At 74.0% G+C, this 16,294-nt stretch carries 13 protein-coding genes and 1 pseudogene; 4 read left to right on the plus strand and 10 right to left on the minus strand.

The features are described from left to right. Positions 1 to 474: 474 nt before the first annotated feature. From DVR05_RS27940 to DVR05_RS16805, 4 genes and pseudogenes are all read right to left on the minus strand, one after another. Entirely contained in the window at positions 475 to 960 is a 486-nt protein-coding gene (locus tag DVR05_RS27940) for a transposase (protein WP_369974547.1), read from the minus strand. A gap of 65 nt (positions 961 to 1,025) precedes the next feature. Beyond that, a pseudogene (locus tag DVR05_RS16795) lies at positions 1,026 to 1,188 on the minus strand (IS481 family transposase); the annotation flags it as partial. A gap of 112 nt (positions 1,189 to 1,300) precedes the next feature. After that, entirely contained in the window at positions 1,301 to 2,239 is a 939-nt protein-coding gene (locus DVR05_RS16800; protein WP_116246834.1) for a phosphatidylinositol-specific phospholipase C, read from the minus strand. Positions 2,240 to 2,425: 186 nt separating this feature from the next. Next, on the minus strand, positions 2,426 to 3,043 hold the full coding sequence (locus DVR05_RS16805) for a TetR/AcrR family transcriptional regulator (RefSeq protein ID WP_116246835.1): 618 nt from the start codon (positions 3,041 to 3,043) through the stop codon (positions 2,426 to 2,428). 107 nt (positions 3,044 to 3,150) lie between these two features. On the opposite strand from DVR05_RS16805, the gene DVR05_RS27760 reads away from it, so the two are divergent. Continuing rightward, positions 3,151 to 6,381: a bifunctional cytochrome P450/NADPH--P450 reductase gene (locus DVR05_RS27760; RefSeq protein ID WP_198659219.1), complete on the plus strand. Its 3,231-nt coding sequence runs from the start codon at positions 3,151 to 3,153 to the stop codon at positions 6,379 to 6,381. Between the two features lie 90 nt (positions 6,382 to 6,471). Next, a complete protein-coding gene (locus tag DVR05_RS16815; protein ID WP_116246836.1) occupies positions 6,472 to 6,993 on the plus strand; it encodes a GNAT family N-acetyltransferase in 522 nt (173 codons plus the stop codon). Positions 6,994 to 7,054: 61 nt separating this feature from the next. On the opposite strand, the gene DVR05_RS16820 is transcribed toward DVR05_RS16815, so the two are convergent. Continuing rightward, positions 7,055 to 8,119 carry an aldo/keto reductase gene (locus tag DVR05_RS16820; RefSeq protein WP_232832187.1) on the minus strand — a complete coding sequence of 355 codons (1,065 nt, stop codon included), beginning with the start codon at positions 8,117 to 8,119 and terminating at the stop codon, positions 7,055 to 7,057. Between the two features lie 76 nt (positions 8,120 to 8,195). Between DVR05_RS16820 and DVR05_RS16825 the strand changes: the two genes are divergently transcribed. After that, positions 8,196 to 8,807 carry a TetR/AcrR family transcriptional regulator gene (locus DVR05_RS16825; RefSeq protein ID WP_116246837.1) on the plus strand — a complete coding sequence of 204 codons (612 nt, stop codon included), beginning with the start codon at positions 8,196 to 8,198 and terminating at the stop codon, positions 8,805 to 8,807. Positions 8,808 to 8,811: 4 nt separating this feature from the next. On the opposite strand, the gene DVR05_RS16830 is transcribed toward DVR05_RS16825, so the two are convergent. Both DVR05_RS16830 and DVR05_RS16835 read right to left on the minus strand, forming a co-directional pair. Beyond that, entirely contained in the window at positions 8,812 to 9,363 is a 552-nt protein-coding gene (locus DVR05_RS16830) for a TFIIB-type zinc ribbon-containing protein (protein ID WP_116246838.1), read from the minus strand. Further along, positions 9,360 to 10,163, minus strand: a complete 804-nt coding sequence (locus tag DVR05_RS16835) for an IclR family transcriptional regulator C-terminal domain-containing protein (RefSeq protein ID WP_116246839.1) — start codon at positions 10,161 to 10,163, stop codon at positions 9,360 to 9,362. The genes DVR05_RS16830 and DVR05_RS16835 overlap by 4 nt, the downstream gene beginning before the upstream one ends. 173 nt (positions 10,164 to 10,336) lie before the next feature. Here DVR05_RS16835 and pcaD point away from each other — a divergent pair, with 173 nt between their 5' ends. After that, on the plus strand, positions 10,337 to 11,104 hold the full coding sequence (gene pcaD / locus DVR05_RS16840) for a 3-oxoadipate enol-lactonase (protein WP_116246840.1): 768 nt from the start codon (positions 10,337 to 10,339) through the stop codon (positions 11,102 to 11,104). Positions 11,105 to 11,283: 179 nt separating this feature from the next. Here pcaD and DVR05_RS16845 read toward each other — a convergent pair whose 3' ends face one another. The 3 genes from DVR05_RS16845 to DVR05_RS16855 form a co-directional block, all read right to left on the minus strand. Beyond that, positions 11,284 to 12,120, minus strand: a complete 837-nt coding sequence (locus DVR05_RS16845; protein ID WP_116246841.1) for an SAM-dependent methyltransferase — start codon at positions 12,118 to 12,120, stop codon at positions 11,284 to 11,286. Between the two features lie 347 nt (positions 12,121 to 12,467). Beyond that, the gene (locus DVR05_RS16850; protein WP_116246842.1) at positions 12,468 to 13,211 is read right to left on the minus strand and encodes a hypothetical protein; all 744 of its coding nucleotides are present in this window, start codon (positions 13,209 to 13,211) and stop codon (positions 12,468 to 12,470) included. Continuing rightward, entirely contained in the window at positions 13,208 to 16,228 is a 3,021-nt protein-coding gene (locus DVR05_RS16855; protein ID WP_116246843.1) for a DEAD/DEAH box helicase, read from the minus strand. The genes DVR05_RS16850 and DVR05_RS16855 overlap by 4 nt, the downstream gene beginning before the upstream one ends. Between the last annotated feature and the right edge of the window lie 66 nt (positions 16,229 to 16,294).

A 16,294-nucleotide genomic window follows, 5' to 3' on the forward strand; every position in this document is an offset into this window, starting at 1 on the left:
GTGCGGTGCGTGCCCTGGAGAATGGGCCCCTCGGCCTGGAGCAGGGTCGCGACCGTCTCATGTCCGGCAGGGTGCCCGGCAGCGGTGTGTTCTGCGGCTGTTTCCAACCCGATGGAGGAGATACCGGCGCGGGCCGGGATCGCCTCCCGTCACTCCTGTGAACCGACGAGCCGTCGCTCGTGATGCTTGCGTCGTGCTGACCGCGGGCACCTATGCCGCCGTTCTCTCTGAGGTGGGCAGGCAGACGGCGTGGCTGATTCTCTGCGACTCCAACCAGGTGATGGAGAAGCTCAGGAGGCCACGCCGACCGTAGGAGACTTGGTCTACGTGGCCCTGTCAGAGGATCGTCTTGGCTGAAGCGTAACGAAGGCCCGAGCTGACCTGGTCGGATTCGACTCTGCGGCCAGCGTGTGAGGGTGGTCTGTCGGAGGGGCGGTGTTGGATGTTGAGCGTGGTTGAGTTCAAGGGTGGTTTTCAGCGACACGCCGGGGTTGTCTGCACTACCGGAGGGCTGCTGAAAAATCTGACTCGGATCGATGAGCCATACGTGCTGTGGCCAGGGACTTTACCGTCGGGACCTTCCTCGCCCCTGCGAGGGGTAGCAACCGGACCCCGACTCCGAACGCGACCTGGACCGGATGGCCCTCGGCAACCATCACCGCGATCGCCTCGAACCGTCTGTTGGGGCACCACCTTCCCCAACAGCTCACTGGCCCGGCGATGGATGGTCAGCTCGGCTTTCAGCTTGGCGATGCGCTTGTTCGCCGCGGCCAACCCGGTCTTCTCGGTGTTGGTCAGGCCAGGGGCCAGACCTTGGTCGATACGGTCCTGGCGCCGCCAGGCGTAGACGGTCTCGGTGCTGATGCCCAGGTCGCGTGCCGCGTCCGCGACGCTGCGCCCGCTCTCGACCAGGTCCAACACCTTGCGGCGGAACTCGGCGGGGTATCCACGACGTCCCACGATGCCTCCTTGAGGTCACGTGGCCCCAGAAGCCAGGAATCCGACCCCGAAAAACGCGGGACACACCATCGGCTCTCCCGCCGCCTGGCGGTGGTGTGGCTGACTCCGAAGCGTTCGGCGGCCTGTCGCTGTGGCCAGCCCTGGCCAGCCCTGGTCGACGACGCAGCGGGCCAGGAGCAGGCGTCCGGCGGGGGTCAGGCGGGCGTTGGCGTGGGTGGTGTGGGGCATCGAGGGCCTTCTGGTGAGCCGGTGGAGATGTCGCAATCCACACCGATACCGAAGGCCCTCTTCGTAGGTGTCGACCGGGGGTGGGTGTTACCAACCTCCATGGTCAGTACACCTAGGCCCCCGGGTTACGGGCCAGGACGAGGTCGGTGAGCTCCTGGCTGGGGAAGTCCATCACCATGACCCCGGTCCGGTGGGCGGTCGAGCCCCGCAGGTGGTCCAGGGCGTACTCGTTCATCCCCCGCAGACCGAACGCGCCCCAGGCCACCTCGCGCGGGTTGGCCCACGGGGCGCCGCTGCCGCTGAGGTGGTTGACGTACAGCACGTCCTTCGGGCCCGAGGCGGCGGCGTCGAGGTGGGCGCGCGCCTTCTCCCACTTGTCGGGGATGTCGAACAGGGTGGGCACCCGGTAGTCGTCCTGGATGTCGAGGGCGGGGCCGTTCCACCGCACGCCGTAGTCGCGCGAGGCCGCGAAGTCCTGCGCGATCACGATCCGGCCCCGCGCCTCGCCCAGGCCGGGCACGCGGTCGCCACCCCCCTCCCCGGGGATCCACAGGTGCGCGGAGAGCAGGTCCCGGGTGTCGGGGTCGTGCCGGATGTAGTGCTCCAGCGTCTCCTCGTAGGTGCGGGTGTTCTCCTCCTCGGTGTGCTCCTTCTTCATCCGCATCAGCACCGTCTCGGCGGGGCTGCGGGCGAGGAAGGCGCTGACGTCGCGCACGACGTCGGTGAAGTTGAGGTGCAGGTACTCGGCGCCGTGGTGGATGGTGAACGCGTCCCGGTAGTGGCGCGTGCGCACGTCCAGGAAGCGCACACCGGAGTCGAGCTGGCCGGTGAGCGTCAGGTCCTGCGTGCGCGACCACACGCTACCGGTCCACGCGCCGCTGTCGTGCGTGCCGGGCAGCGACAGCGAGGTCACAGGGGTGGTGTCGGGCAGGCGTCCCATCCAGGAGGTGCGGGCGGGGGCCGCGGAGGCGGGCGGGGGAGCGGCCAGGAGGCCGAGGGCGGCGGTCAGCGCGGCGCCCAGCACGGCGCGGCGTCGGGGGGCGGACTGCATGGGGGTGTCCTTCGCCGGTGGGGGACGGGCGGGCCGCGTGGCCCGCCCCGGTCGCCGTCCACCCTGGCACGCGGCCCGGAGCGTGACCACCCTCCCACGCGCCGGGATCCCGTCGGGGGAGCGGTGTCCGCACGTCCGTGCGGCGGTTCCGTCGGCGTTCGCTCCGCCCGGGCGGCGCCCCCGGCGTCAGCCGGAGGGTGTGGGCCCGCCCAGGGCCAGGGTCGTGGTGGCGGCGACCAGGTGGTCGAGGCAGGCTCGCTCGGCGGCCTCGTCCGGTTCGGCCAGGTGCTGGTTGATCATCCCCTCCAGTCCGCAGAGGAGGAAACGGGCCACGGACTCGACGGGCACGGCGAACTCCACCCCGTGCCGACGGGCGATGGCGGTCAGCAGCTCCGCGGCCACCGCGTACATGTTGGCGTTGTGCTCGGCGATGGCGGCGCGCAGCGCGGGGTCACGCAGGGACTGGACGCACAGTTCGATCCACAGCAGCTTCTCCGCCGTGTCCTCGCGCACGTCGCGCCACAGTTCGGCGACGGTGTCGGCGACGTCCTCGGCGAAGCTCCGCCCGCCCGCCCGCTCGGCGGTGGGCCGGATCCGGTCCACGACCCGGCGGCTGAGTTCGTCCATGATCGCCCGGGTGAACTCGGCCTTGGAACCGAACACGTAGTGGACGGTCATCTGCGCCACACCCAACTCGGCGGCGATCGCCCGGGTGCTGCCCGCGGCGGCCCCCTCCCTGGTCATCAGGTCGATCGCCGTGTCGATGAGCTGGGAGCGCCGTTGGGCCGCGGGGACGTGTGCCATGCGCTCATCGTACCGAGAACACCACCCCTACTTGTAACGCTGACTTGGTCATGTAACTTTGTCGTGTGACAAAGTCAGTCGCATTCCTTGAGTCCGAGGGGGAACCCGTGACCACCACACCGACGCTCGCCCCGATCCCCGAGCCGCCCGGCCTGCCCCTGCTCGGCCACACCCTGGAGATCGCCGGCCGGCACGGCTTCGTCGGCGGCCTGACCCGGATGCACCGTGAGGCCGGTCCGATCATCCGCGTCCGCGTGCCCGGGGAGGAGTTCCTCAGCGTGACCGGCGCCGACCTCGTGGCCGAGGTCTGCGACGAGACCCGCTTCCGCAAGGGCGTCCACGACGCCCTGCTGTTCCTGCGCACCATGGTCGGAGACGGGCTGTTCACCGCCTTCAGCGACGAACCCAACTGGCGCAAGGCCCACGACATCCTCATGCCCGCCTTCTCCCTGGGGGCGATGCGCGACTACCACGACACGATGGTCGACGTCGCGCGCGGTCTGCTCGCGAAGTGGGACCGGGCGGGCGACGAACCCGTCGACGTGGTCGGCGACATGACCCGGCTCACCTTCGACACCATCGGCCGCTGCGGCTTCGGCTACGACTTCGGCTCCTTCGGCCGCGCCGACCTCCACCCCTTCGTCACCGCGATGGCGGGCAGCCTCGGCCACGCCCAGGCGCGCTCGGCCTACCTCCCCGGAACCGAACCCCTCCACGTCCGGGCGAACCGCTCCTTCCGCGCCGACGTCGCCTACATGAACAGCACCGTGGACGAGGTGATCGGACGACGCCGCCGATCGGGCGACACCGACACCTCCGACCTGCTCGGGCGGATGCTGCACACCCCGGACCCGGTGACCGGCGAACTCCTGGACGACGTCAACATCCGCAACCAGGTCATCACCTTCCTCATCGCGGGCCACGAGACCACCAGCGGCGCGCTGTCCTTCGCGCTGCACTACCTCACCAAGCACCCCGAGGTCCTCGCCCGCGCCCAGGCCGAGGTGGACGCGCTGTGGGGCGACACCGACCTGCCCGAACCCACCCACGCCGACGTGGGACGGCTCCCGTACGTCCGCCAGGTCCTCAACGAGTCCCTGCGGCTGTGGCCCACCGCGCCCGCCTTCTCCGTGGAGCCCCTGGCGGACACCGTGGTCGGCGGTCGGTACCGCGTCGCCGCGGGCACGCCCATCGTCGTCTTCATCCCGGGGCTGCACCGGGAGCCGGAGTGGGGTGACAACGTCGAACTCTTCGACCCCGAGCGCTTCTCACCGGAGCGGTCCCAGGCCCGGCCGCCGCACGTCTTCAAGCCGTTCGGCAACGGCGAGCGCGCCTGCATCGGCCGCCAGTTCGCCCTGCACGAGGCGGTCATGGTGCTGGGGCTGCTCATCCACCGCTACCGGTTCATCGACCACGCCGACTACGACCTCAGGGTCAAGGAGACCCTGACCGTCAAGCCCGACGGGTTCACCCTGCGCCTGGCCCGCCGTACCGGAGCCGACCGTGCGCGCGCCGCCGCCCCGCCCCCGACCGCCGCCGCGGCCACCCGGGAAACCGGCGGCCCTGGCACTCCCGGTACCCCCGGCGCCGCCCCGGCCCGCCGAGCCCCCGGCACCGCGCTGACCGTCCTGTACGGCTCCAACCTCGGCACCTGCGCCGCGCTCGCCCGCGATCTGGCCGAGGACGCCGCCGACCACGGCTTCACGCCCACGACCGCCACCCTCGACGAGGCCGTCGGCCGTCTCACCCGCGACACCGGCCCCGTACTCGTCACCACCGCCTCCTACAACGGCAGGCCCACCGACGACGCGACGGAGTTCGTCGACTGGCTGGAGGGGCTGGACCCCGGCGCCCTGGACGGGGTCGAGTACGCCGTGCTGGGGATCGGCGACCGCAACTGGGCGGCCACCTACCAGCGGGTCCCCACCCTCGTCGACGACCTCCTGCACGCGGCCGGAGCCACCCGCCTGGTCCCGCGCGGCGCGGCCGACACCTCCGGTGACTTCGCCGCCGCCGTGGACACGTGGACCGCCGCGACGCGGGCGCTTCTGCTCGACCGCCACGGCGAGGAGACCGCCGACGCGCCCGACCGGGCCGACGCCGACCTGCCGCCCTACACCGTGGCCGAGGCCGCCGCCTCGGCCGAGGACCAGCTCGCCCGCCACCACGGCCTGCGGCCCATGCGCGTGCTGGAGTCGCGCGAACTGGTCGACACCGACCACCCCCTGGGCCGCTCCAAGCGGTTCGTCCGCCTGGAGCTGCCCGAGGGGGTCTCCTACCGCACCGGGGACCACCTGGCCGTCCTGCCGAGCAACGCCCCCGACCTGGTGTGCCGGGTCGCCGACCGCCTCGGCCTGGACCTGGGCCGCACCGTGCGGATCACGCCCCGCCGCGGGGTCCGCGGCGCTCTGCCCGTCGACCGCCCCCTCACCCTGCGGCGGCTGCTGTCGGACTACGTCGAACTCCAGGCGCCCGCCACCCCGGCCCAGGTCGCCGTCCTGGCCGAGCACACCCCCTGCCCGCCCGAACGCCGCCCCCTTCTGGAGCTGGCCGGGCTGTCCGCCGACGGCTTCGCCGAGCGGGTGACACGGCCCGGGGTCAGCGTCCTGGACCTGCTGGAGGACCACCCCGCCTGCCAGCTCCCCCTGGAGCGGTACCTGGGGATGCTGCCGGAGCTGCGCCCCCGCCGGTACTCGGTCTCCTCCTCCGCGGACGCCAGTCCGGACACCGTCGACCTCATGGTCGCCGCGCTCACGGGGCCGCACCGCCGCGGCCGGGGCACCTACCGCGGCACCGCCTCCCACCACATGGCCCGCCTGGCCCCCGGCGACACCGTGTGGGCGCGGGTCCTGCCCTGCGCCGACCGGTTCCGTCCGTCCCGGGACGGCACCCCCGTGATCATGGTCTGCGCCGGCACCGGTCTGGCGCCCTTCCGCGGCGTGGTCGCCGACCGGGTCCACGCGGGGGCGGACGGCGCGGCCCTGCTCTACTTCGGATGCGACCACCCGGACGTGGACTTCCTGCACCGGGAGGAGCTGGAGGCGGCCGAGCGCTCCGGCGCGGTCGGTCTCCGCCCCGTCTTCAGCGAGGCGCCGGTCGACGGCGCCCGGTTCGTGCAGCACCGCCTCGCGGCCGAGGCCGAGGAGGTCTGGTCGCTGCTGCAGGAGGGCGGCCGCGTCCACGTGTGCGGGGACGGGCGCGCGATGGCGCCCGGGGTGCGTGACGCCCTCGCCCGGATCCACCGGGAGATGACGGGTTCCGACGCCGCCGGGGCACTGCGCTGGTTGGACGACCTCATCGCCGCGGACCGGTACGTGGAGGACGTCTGGTCGGGGTGAACGCCCAGGTCATGGCGGCTTCGGCGGGGTTCGCACAGATGTGCGGCGGACCCCTGTCGCGGTCGCGCGGTCCGGGTTACCGTGGATCGTATGAGCCTTGAGCTGCGGACCGACCGACTCCTCATCCGGGAGTGGGAGCTGGACGACGCGGAGGCGGCCCTGCGCATCTACGGGGCCGAGGAAGTCGCGCGCTGGCTGACGCCGGAGTGGCAACCGGTGACCGACATCGACGCGATGCGTTCGGTGCTGCACGCCTGGATCGAGGCGGGACCCAACCTGATCCCGCCCGCGGGGCGGTGGGCGATCGTGCGCGTCTCCGACGGCGAGCTGGTGGGAGGGCTGTCACTCAAGCTGCTCCCACCCTTCGAGGAGGACTTCGAACTCACCTGGGCGATCCGCCCCGACCTGTGGGGCCGGGGGTACGCGAGCGAGGCCAGCCAGGCCATCACCGACTGGGCCTTCAAGCAGGGCATCGAGGAGGTGTTCGCGGTCGCGCGGCCGGACAACGAGCGGGCGATCGCGGTGGCGCGCCGACTCGGTATGGAATGGGTCGGCGAGACCGAGAAGTACTACGGCATGCGCCTGCAGGTGTTCCGCATGCGCCCCGCCTGACCGACACGACCGCGGGCGGCCCGGCCGGGAGTCGATCCCCGGCCGGGCCGCCCGCGCGTGTTCACGCGCGGGCGAACATCGGCGGGTCCAGCCGGGCGAACGCCTCCTGGCGGTGGTACGGCGACCGGGGGTAGGGCGGCTCCTGGTGGCTGACCGCGTCCAGGCGCGCCACCTGTTCGGGGGTCAGCTCCCATCCGACCGCGCCCAGGTTCTCGCGCAGCTGGTCCTCGTCCCGGGCGCCGGCGATCACGGAGGAGACCGTGGGCCGGCGCAGCAGCCAGTTGATCGCCACCTGGGGCACCGTGCGCCCGGTCTCCTCGGCGATCCCGGCCAGGACGTCGACCACGTCGAACAGGAGTTCCTCGTCCACGGCCGGTCCCAGGGACGCGGTCCGGTGCAGGCGGCTGCGTCCGGGCGGCGGCGCGCCGCGACGGATCCGCCCGGTCAGTCGGCCCCACGCCAGCGGGCTCCACACCAGGGCGCCGACCCCCTGGTCGGCGGCCAGCGGCATCAGCTCCCACTCGTAGTCGCGGCCCACGAGCGAGTAGTACACCTGGTGGGCGACGTACCGGGGCAGGCGCAGGCGGTCGGCGGCGGCCAGAGCCTTCATCAGCTGCCATCCGGCGAAGTTGGACACGCCCACGTAGCGGACCTTGCCCTCGCGCACGAGGGCGTCCAGCGCCGACAGGCTCTCCTCGACCGGGGTGGCGGCGTCGAAGCCGTGGAGCTGGAGCAGGTCGATGCGGTCGGTGCCCAGACGGCGCAGGGCCCGTTCGGCGCCGTCGATGATCCGCGAGCGCGACGTGCCCGCGTCCCGGGGGTCCTCGCTCACGGGCAGGCCGATCTTGGTCGAGATCAGCGCCCGGTCGCGGCGGCCGCGCAGGGCCGCGCCGAGGGCCTCCTCGGCGGCGCCGTCGGAGTAGACGTCGGCGCTGTCGAAGAGGGTCACCCCCGCCTCCAGGGCGATGTCGACCATGCGGCGGGCCTGGCGGTGGTCGCCGGTGCCCCACTCGCCGAACAGGGGTCCCCGCCCGGCGAAGGTTCCCGTGCCCAGGCTCAGTTCGGGCACGCGCAGGCCGCTCGCGCCCAGGGTTCGGTACTGCATGAGGATCCTCCACTCCACCATTAACGGGTCTGTGGTTCCGTTAGTGTGCGATGTACGCTAGCACGGAACGAGCATTAACGGAACGGGAGTCCCTTTAATGGTGACGGGTGAGGAACCGGGCACCGTACGGCCCGGAGGGAGGACGGCGCGCGTGCGCGCGGCGGTGCTCCGCGCCGCGGGCGACGCGCTGGCCGAGCACGGAATGGACCGGCTCGACCTGGCCGACGTGGCCCGGCGCGCCGAGGTCGGCAAGACGACCGTCTACCGGCGGTGGGGGAGTGTGCCCGCACTCGTCGCCGACCTGCTGGAGGACATGGCCGAGCAGTCCCTGCCCAGAACGGAGACGGGGTCGCTGCTGGAGGACCTGACCGCCAACGCCCGCCTGGTGCGCGACACCCTGGCCGACCCGCGCCAGGGGGCGTTGTTCCGCGCCGTGATCGCCGCCGCCACCTGCGACGACCGGACGGCGCGGGCGCTGCACCGGTTCTACGCCGCCCGCATCGGCGAATGGGCGCCCTGCGTGGAGGAGGCCGTCGGACGCGGGGAGGTGCCGCCGGGCACCGACGCCCGCGAGGTGGTCCGGGCGGTGTCGGCGCCGCTGTACTACCGGGCGCTCGCCAGCGGCGACCCGCTGGACGAGGACTGCGCGCCGCGCGCGGCCCGGGCCGCGTTCGAGGCGGCCCGGGCCGGGGTGTACGTGCGGTCGTGAGGGGTCAGCCCCCCGGGCGGTTTCCGTACCCTCCGCCGGGCCCGTCCAGGTTCCACGCCGCGGGCAGGTCCGCGTCGCAGAACGCGCACACGAAGAAGCCGTCCTTGACGAGGTTGCGCTCACCGCACTCCGGGCAGCGCCGGAAGACGAACGGCGTCCTCAGACGGTCGGGGCGGGCGATCCCGGCCCGGTCCAGCGCGTCGGCGACGGCGGGCCAGCAGTCGGGGTCGGGGCAGTACCCGGTCGACTGGTTGCTCACCTCCACCGCCTGCCAGCCGTCCCGGCGCCACCCGAGGGTGATCTCCCCGGCGGCCAGGATCCGCTCCCCTCCGGCGCAGACCACGTGCTCGCCGCGCCGGGGCACGAGGCGGAGCACCCCGTCGAGCCCGACGACGAAGGTGAACGGCTCCTCGCGTTCGGCGGGCTCCCGGAGGGCCAACCAGGCGGCCAGGTCGTCCCGTCCGCGCACCGGCGAACCCTCCGCCCCGGGGCGGACCAGGGCGAGCGGTCCGGCGGGGCCGACGTAGGCGTACCCGCGCGGGGCGGACCCGGTCACCGCTCCGCGTCCCGGCGCGCCACCGCGACCAGGTCGGCCTCGATCAGCGCCGCGGTCTCCAACAGGGCGGGCAGCAGGCGTTCGTGGACGTCCTCCAGGGAGGACCGGGCCGCGTGCGCGGACACGTTCACGGCCGCGACCACCCGGCCGGAGGCGTCGCGCACGGGAGCGGCCAGGGCGCGCAGTCCCTCCTCCAGTTCCTGGTCCACGACCGCGTAGCCGCGGCCGCGCACGCGGACCACCTCGGCGCGCAGTTCGGCGCGGTCGGTGATGGTGTGCCGGGTGAGTTTGGGCAGTTCGACCCTGGAGAGGAAGGCGTCGAGCGCCTCGTCGTCGAACCCGGCGAGCAGAACCCGGCCCATCGACGTCGCCGCTGCCGGGAAGCGGGTGCCCACCGTGATCGCCACGGTCATGATGCGCAGAGTGGCCACCCGGGCGACGTAGACGATCTCGTCGCCGTCCAGGACGGACACCGACGCCGACTCGCGCACCCGGGCGGACAGGTCCTCCAGGTGGGGCTGGGCGACGTCGGGCAGCCCCGCGGAGCACACGTAGGCGTACCCGAGTTCCAGCACGCGCGGGGTGAGGGAGAACAGGCGTCCGTCGGTGCGCACGTAGCCCAGGTCGGCCAGTGTGAGCAGGAAGCGCCGGGCCGCGGCGCGGGTCAGGTCGGTCGCACGGGCCACGTCGCTCAGGGTCATGGACGGCCGTTCGGCGGAGAAGGCGCGGATCACCGTCAGTCCCCGCTCCAGGGACTGCACGAAGTGGGTGCCGCGGGCCGGCTCGGCTTCGGTGGACATGGGGCCTTCCTGGTCGGGGGGCTGGGGTGGGCGGGAGCGGGAACGCCCGTGGTAGCTGCGATGTTGTCATACCGTTCGGCCGCCGTCACTCCCCGGGTGGGAGGATCACCGGGCCGGGGCACGGGGTAGGACCGGCGGGTGGGAAGTACCGGTACCGAACGAGGAGGAACGCGATGGGCGTCGACGTCCACCACATCGAGAACGGGCCCGAGGGAGCCCCGCCGCTGGTGCTGGCGGGTTCGCTGGGGGCCACGGTCCGGATGTGGGAACCCCAGGTCGAGGCGCTCTCGGCGGTGTTCCGGGTGATCCGCTACGACCACCGCGGCCACGGGGGCACCCCGGCTCCCCGGGGCCCCTACTCGATGGCCGACCTCGGCGGGGACGTCCTGCGGCTCCTGGACCGCCTGGGCCTCGAACGCGCCCACTTCGCCGGCCTGTCCATCGGCGGCATGGTCGGCCAGTGGCTGGGCGTCCACGCGCCCGATCGGATCGACCGTCTCGCCCTGCTCGCCACCTCCCCCCACATGGGGCCGCCGAGCTCCTGGCGGGACCGGGCCGCCGTCGCCCGTGACAAGGGGCCGGCCGCGCTCGCCGACGCGGTCGTGGAACGGTGGTTCACCCCCGGTTTCGCCGAGGAGCACCCGGAGGACGTGATCCGCATGCGCGACGGGATCGCCGCCACCGACGCCGAGGGCTACGCGGGCTGCTGCGAGGCGATCGAACACCACGACGTGCGCGACGAGCTGTCCCGGATCCGGGCGCCGACCCTGGTCGTGGCGGGCGCCGACGACCCCGCCACACCCCCGCGCGGCCACGGCGACCTCATCGCCGAGCGCGTACCGGACGCCCGCCTGGTGGTCCTCGACGACGCCGCCCACCTGCTCTCCTGGCAGCGGGCCGCCAAGGTCAACGGTCTGCTGACCGAGCACTTCGCCGGCTGAGCGCGCCGGACCCGCGGCCCCGGCGGCGTCCGCGCGGGCCTCGCGGCCCGTGGTCCTCCTCGCCCCGGCCGCGTGTCCGGCCTCCCCCTCCGGTGAGGCGGCGACCGCGCGCCTCACCGGGGCACGGTCGGCTCAGCTCCGCTTCGGCGGGGAACCCCGGGGTCCCAGATCCGGGAGGTTCACCGTTTGACGGCCACCCCCGCCATCTCCCACAGCTTCACCTGGGGATCGGCGGGGCGGGTGAGGGGGTCGCGCTCGGGGTGGCGCCAGGTGGCGCAGTCGACCGTGCGGGGCCCGTGGTCGCGGTCGTCACTCCAGGGGCTGACCAGTTCCAGGCCCTGGAAGACGGCCGCCGCCTCCCGCTCACTGCGCACCCGGCCCCAGGGGGTGCCGAAGGACAGGATCTTGCGCGTGATCCAGTCCCCCGCGGCCGGGTCGTCGGTGACGCAGTGGGAGAAGATCACCCAGGAACCGGGCGCCAACCGGTCCAGCAGGGTCCGCACGGCGCCGAAGGGGTCGTCCTCGTCGGGCAGGCAGTGCAGCAGGGAGACGGCCATCAGGCACACCGGGACGTCGGTGTCGATGAGCCGCCGGGTCTCGGGCGCCTCCAGGATCCGTTCGGCGGAGCGCAGGTCCTCGTGCAGGAAGGCGGTCCGGCCCTCGTCGCTGATCAGCGCACGGCCGTGGACGGCCACGATCGGGTCGTTGTCGACGTAGACGACCCGGGCGCCGGGGTTGGTCCGCTGCGCCACGTGGTGGGTGTTGTCGACCGTCGGCAGGCCCGCCCCCAGGTCGAGGAACTGCTCCACCCCCTGCGAGGCAACGTACTCGACCGCGCGGGAGAGGAACGCGCGGTTGTCGTTGGCCAGGGACAGCACCTCCGGGACACGGTCCAGCAGTACGTCGCAGGCCTCCCGGTCCACCTCGAAGTTGTCCTTGCCGCCCAGCAGATAGTCGTACATGCGCGCGATGCTGGGGGTGTCCATGTCGATGTCGGGGGGGAAGCGATCGGCCATGTGTGGTCCGGGGCGCACCGACTCCGGGAGCCGGGGCGGGTCCCTGCCTCCTTCTGTGCGATGCGGGTACGGTCACCGGACACGCTGCGACCGGCGGTCGTGTGCGTGGGCGCCAACGCGGGTCACGGCGGGAGGACCGATCACACGAGCGGGCCGGGGCGGGTGCGGGACGCGGCGGGCGTCGACACCCTCGCGTGGAGTGGCTGGCTCCACGGCAGGGGCGGCGGAAGCGGGCACCGCAGCGGAGGCACACCCCCGCGGCTCGTTCGCGCGGTGCGGTCTCCAAGGGAATCGTAACCGTGGAACTCCCTGCCCATCGGCGTTTTCCACAGAAAATCCGACGCCGTTTATTCGGTTTCTCCAGGGGCGTTCGCGAGGCGGGAGAATATCGGCAGTGCGTCGGTCACCGCACCCGGTGCCGCCGCCCGCACCCGGGCTCCCAACGCCTCCGGCAGAGGCGGCGGTGCGGGCGGTTCGGGCGCCGACCAGAACTCGGCCGCGGAGACGGGTGTTCCCACCTGCGCATTCCCCCGCGCCCATTCTCCGCCCCCCGTATCCGGTTCCGTTTTCTCCGGGAATGCCTCCTCCCCGACCGCCGAGGCGCCGGTTCCCGGAACGGAAAGCGCCGCCACCCGGTCCACGACGGCGCGACGCTCCCGGCCCGACCACCGGACCAGGACGAACGGGTCCCGGTCGGCCTCCTCGCCCAGCGCCGCCGCCGTCGCGGACAGGTGGGCGCACCGGCCCTCCCACCGGTCGCACGAACAGGTGGCGACCAGGTCGGCCCACCCGCGCGGCACCAGGTCCAGCCCCAGGACCTCGAAGACCCGGGCCGCGGCCACCGGCAGCTCCCCGGCCGCGAGCCGCGCGCGGAACACCGGCTGCGAGGCCAGCGCCGCGCACACGCGCTCCCACTCGGCGTCGGGCAGCACCGTGCGGATCAGGCTCGCCTCCTGGACCCGGCCACGGGCGTCGTGGACCCGGGCGAGGACCTCGCCGGGCCGCACCGCCAGCCGGTCCACTCCGACCCCCGGGCCGCCGTCCGCCGCGCCCAGGGCCCCGGCCACCAGGTCCGACCACCTCGCGCTCATCCGGCCACGGCCTCCGGCGCCAGCCGGACCACCTCGCGCAGGTCCGCCACCGACAGCCCGGCCAACCACTGCTCCCCGGTGGCCACCGCCCCGTCGGCCAGTGCGCTCTTGCGCTCGATCATCTCGTCCACCCGCTCCTCCACGGTGCCCACGCACACCAGCTTGCGCACCTGCACGTCCCGCCGCTGCCCGATCCGGAACGCCCGGTCGGTGGCCTGGTTCTCCACCGCCGGGTTCCACCACCGGTCCACGTGCACCACGTGGTTGGCGGCGGTCAGGTTCAGCCCGGTCCCGGCCGCCTTGAGCGACAGCAGGAACACCACGGGCCCGGAGGCGCCCTGGAAGCGCCGCACGAGCTCCTCGCGCTCGGCCCGCGGGGTGCCCCCGTGCAGCCACAGCACCGGCACCCCCAACCGGGAGCGCAGGTAGGGCGCCAGCCGCTCCCCGAACCGCGCGTACTGGGTGAAGCACAGCGCCTTGTCGCCCTCGGCCACGGCCTCGCCCAGGATCGCCTCCAACCGGTCGAGCTTGCCCGAGCGCCCGGCCAGCGCCGAGCCGTCCCCCAGGAACTGGGCCGGATGGTTGCAGATCTGCTTGAGCCGGGCCATGGTCGCCAGGACCAGGCCCCTGCGCTCCTTCTCGTCGGCCTCGGCCATCCGCTCGGCCATGTCGTCGGCGACCGCCTTGTACAGCGACGCCTGCTCCGGGGTGAGCGTGCACCACGTCCGCACCTCGAACTTCTCCGGCAGGTCGGCGATGATCGACCGGTCGGTCTTGAGCCGCCGCAGCACGAACGGCCGGGTCAGACGGCGCACCAGGTCGGTCGCGGCGCCGTCGTCGGCGCCCTCGGCGCGGTCGGCCACGGTCCGCTGGAAGTCCTGGGCCGACCCCAGGAGCCCCGGGTTGGCGAAGTCCATGACCGACCACAGCTCGCCCAGGTTGTTCTCCACCGGCGTTCCGGTCAGGGCGATCCGCGTGGCGGCGGGCAGCGACCGCACCGCCCGCGCCTGCCGCGTGCCGTGGTTCTTGAGCGCCTGGGCCTCGTCGCACACCACCCGGTGCCAGGGCAGCGCGGCCAGCTCCCCGGCGTCGCGGGTGACCACGCCGTAGGTGGTCACCACCAGGTCGCAGTTGCCTACCAGCCGCGCCAGCGCGTTCCCGGTCGGCCGGTCCGGACCGTGCTGGACGTGCACACGCAGGTCCGGGGCGAACCGGGCGGCCTCGCGCGACCAGTTGCCCACCAGCGACACCGGGCACACCAGCAGGGTCGGTCCGGGTGCCGCGCCCCGGGCGCGTTCGTCGGTCAGCAGGGCCAGCAACTGGACGGTCTTGCCCAACCCCATGTCGTCGGCGAGGATCGCGCCCAGCCCGAGTTCGCCGAGGAAGCGCAGCCACGACGCGCCGCGGTCCTGGTACGGGCGCAGGGAGCCCCCGAACCCCGGCGGGGTGCCCATGGGCCGCAGCTTCGCCGAGACACCGCCCTCCAGCAGGGCGCCGATCGGCCCCTCGGCGACCACGTCGGTGACGGGCAGGGGCGCGGCGTCGGCCACCCCGATCGCCGCCCGCAGCGCCTCGTCCCTGCGCGACCAGCCGCGCCCCCGTTTCCGGAGCGCCTCCAGGGCGGCGCCGACCCGCTCGGGGTCGATCTCCATCCACCTGCCGCGCACCCGCACCAGGGACCGTTTGAGCCTGGCCAGCTCCGCGAGCTCGTCCAGCTCCTCCTCCGACAGCGGCTCGGCGGACCCTGGCCCGTTCACCAGCGCCTCGAAGGACACCCGGACCAGGTCGTCGACGCCCACCCCTCCCCGGCGCCGCCGCGGTGCCTCCTCCACGGTCATGCGCAGCCCGAGGGCGCGGCGTCCGCTCCACTCGGGCAGGACCACGCCGAACCCGGCCGAACCCAGCCGCGGCGCGGCCTCGGAGACGAACGCCTGCGCCCCGGCCGTGTCCAGGAGCAACCGCGCGGGCGCCAGGTCGTGCAGGGCCCGGCGCAGGGCGGGGTAGTGGCGGGCGGCCCGGCGCAGGTCGGCCAGGGCGGTCTCGCCCACGTCGCGGGGCAGCCAGGCGGCGCCCTCGCCCAGCCACACCCGCTCCAGGGGCAGGCGCAGACCCGGGTCGCTCACCGAGCGCACCCAGAACTCGACCTCCCACGGCCCCTCCCGCTCCGGTTCGCGCAGCAGGAACAGCAGTTGGGCCCGGCCGGAGCCGCGGACCCGCGACCGCCACTCGCGCAGCGGCGCGCACAGCGCCTCGGCGTCGGCCGCCTCGACCCGGGGGTCCCCGCCGGTGAGCGCCACGGCCAGCCGTGCCGCCGGGCCGTCGGCAGCGGTCCGTTCGCCGCCGCCCGGCGGGCGGGCCAGGCGACGGGCCACGGCGTCGGTGAGCAGTTCCAGGGGGGCGAGTACGCAGGCCCGGGCCACCTCCCGGGCGTTCGCGCCGGGCAGGTGGGCGCGGGCCGGGGCCGGAAGGGCCGCGGTGAGCGCGTTCAGGTGTTCCTCGGCGGCCGCCACCGGGGCGGGCCGCCACCGGGCGCGCGGCGGGTCGCCGACCAGGTCGGGCAGGACGCATCCGGTGTCGACGAGCCGCTGGGCGAAGCCCCGTACCGCCGCCAGGTGCGCCAGGGCCGGACCCACCCCCAGGCCGTCGTGCGGGGTGTCCAGGGCCGCCAACAGGGTCTCGGCGGCGCGGGCGCAGAGGAACAGCGCGGGGATCCGCCAGGGCGTCAGCCGCCCGGGAACGGCCCCGCGGGCGCCTTCGGGGCCGTCGGCGGCCTCGGCGGAGTGCGCCGGGGCGCGGTCGTCGCCGGGCAGGGCGAGGACCAGGTCGTCGACGGTTCCCTCGGCGGCCGCCCGTCCGAGGCCCAGTCCGTCCAGCAGCGACCCCAGGTCACCGGCGGACAGGGCGAAGGGGTGGGGTCCGGGCGTTCCGGAGGGCTCCGGGGGGACGGGCGCCGACCGGGACCGCTCGCCCCACACCGCCAACGTGTCCCTGACCCACGCCCCGTGCAGAACCGGCACCGCACCTCCCCGTCCCTCGTCGGCCCCCAGTATGCCCGGGGCCGACGACGGGGCGGGACCGTCGCC

Source organism: Nocardiopsis sp. FIRDI 009 (assembly GCF_003386285.1).
Classification (GTDB): domain Bacteria; phylum Actinomycetota; class Actinomycetes; order Streptosporangiales; family Streptosporangiaceae; genus Nocardiopsis.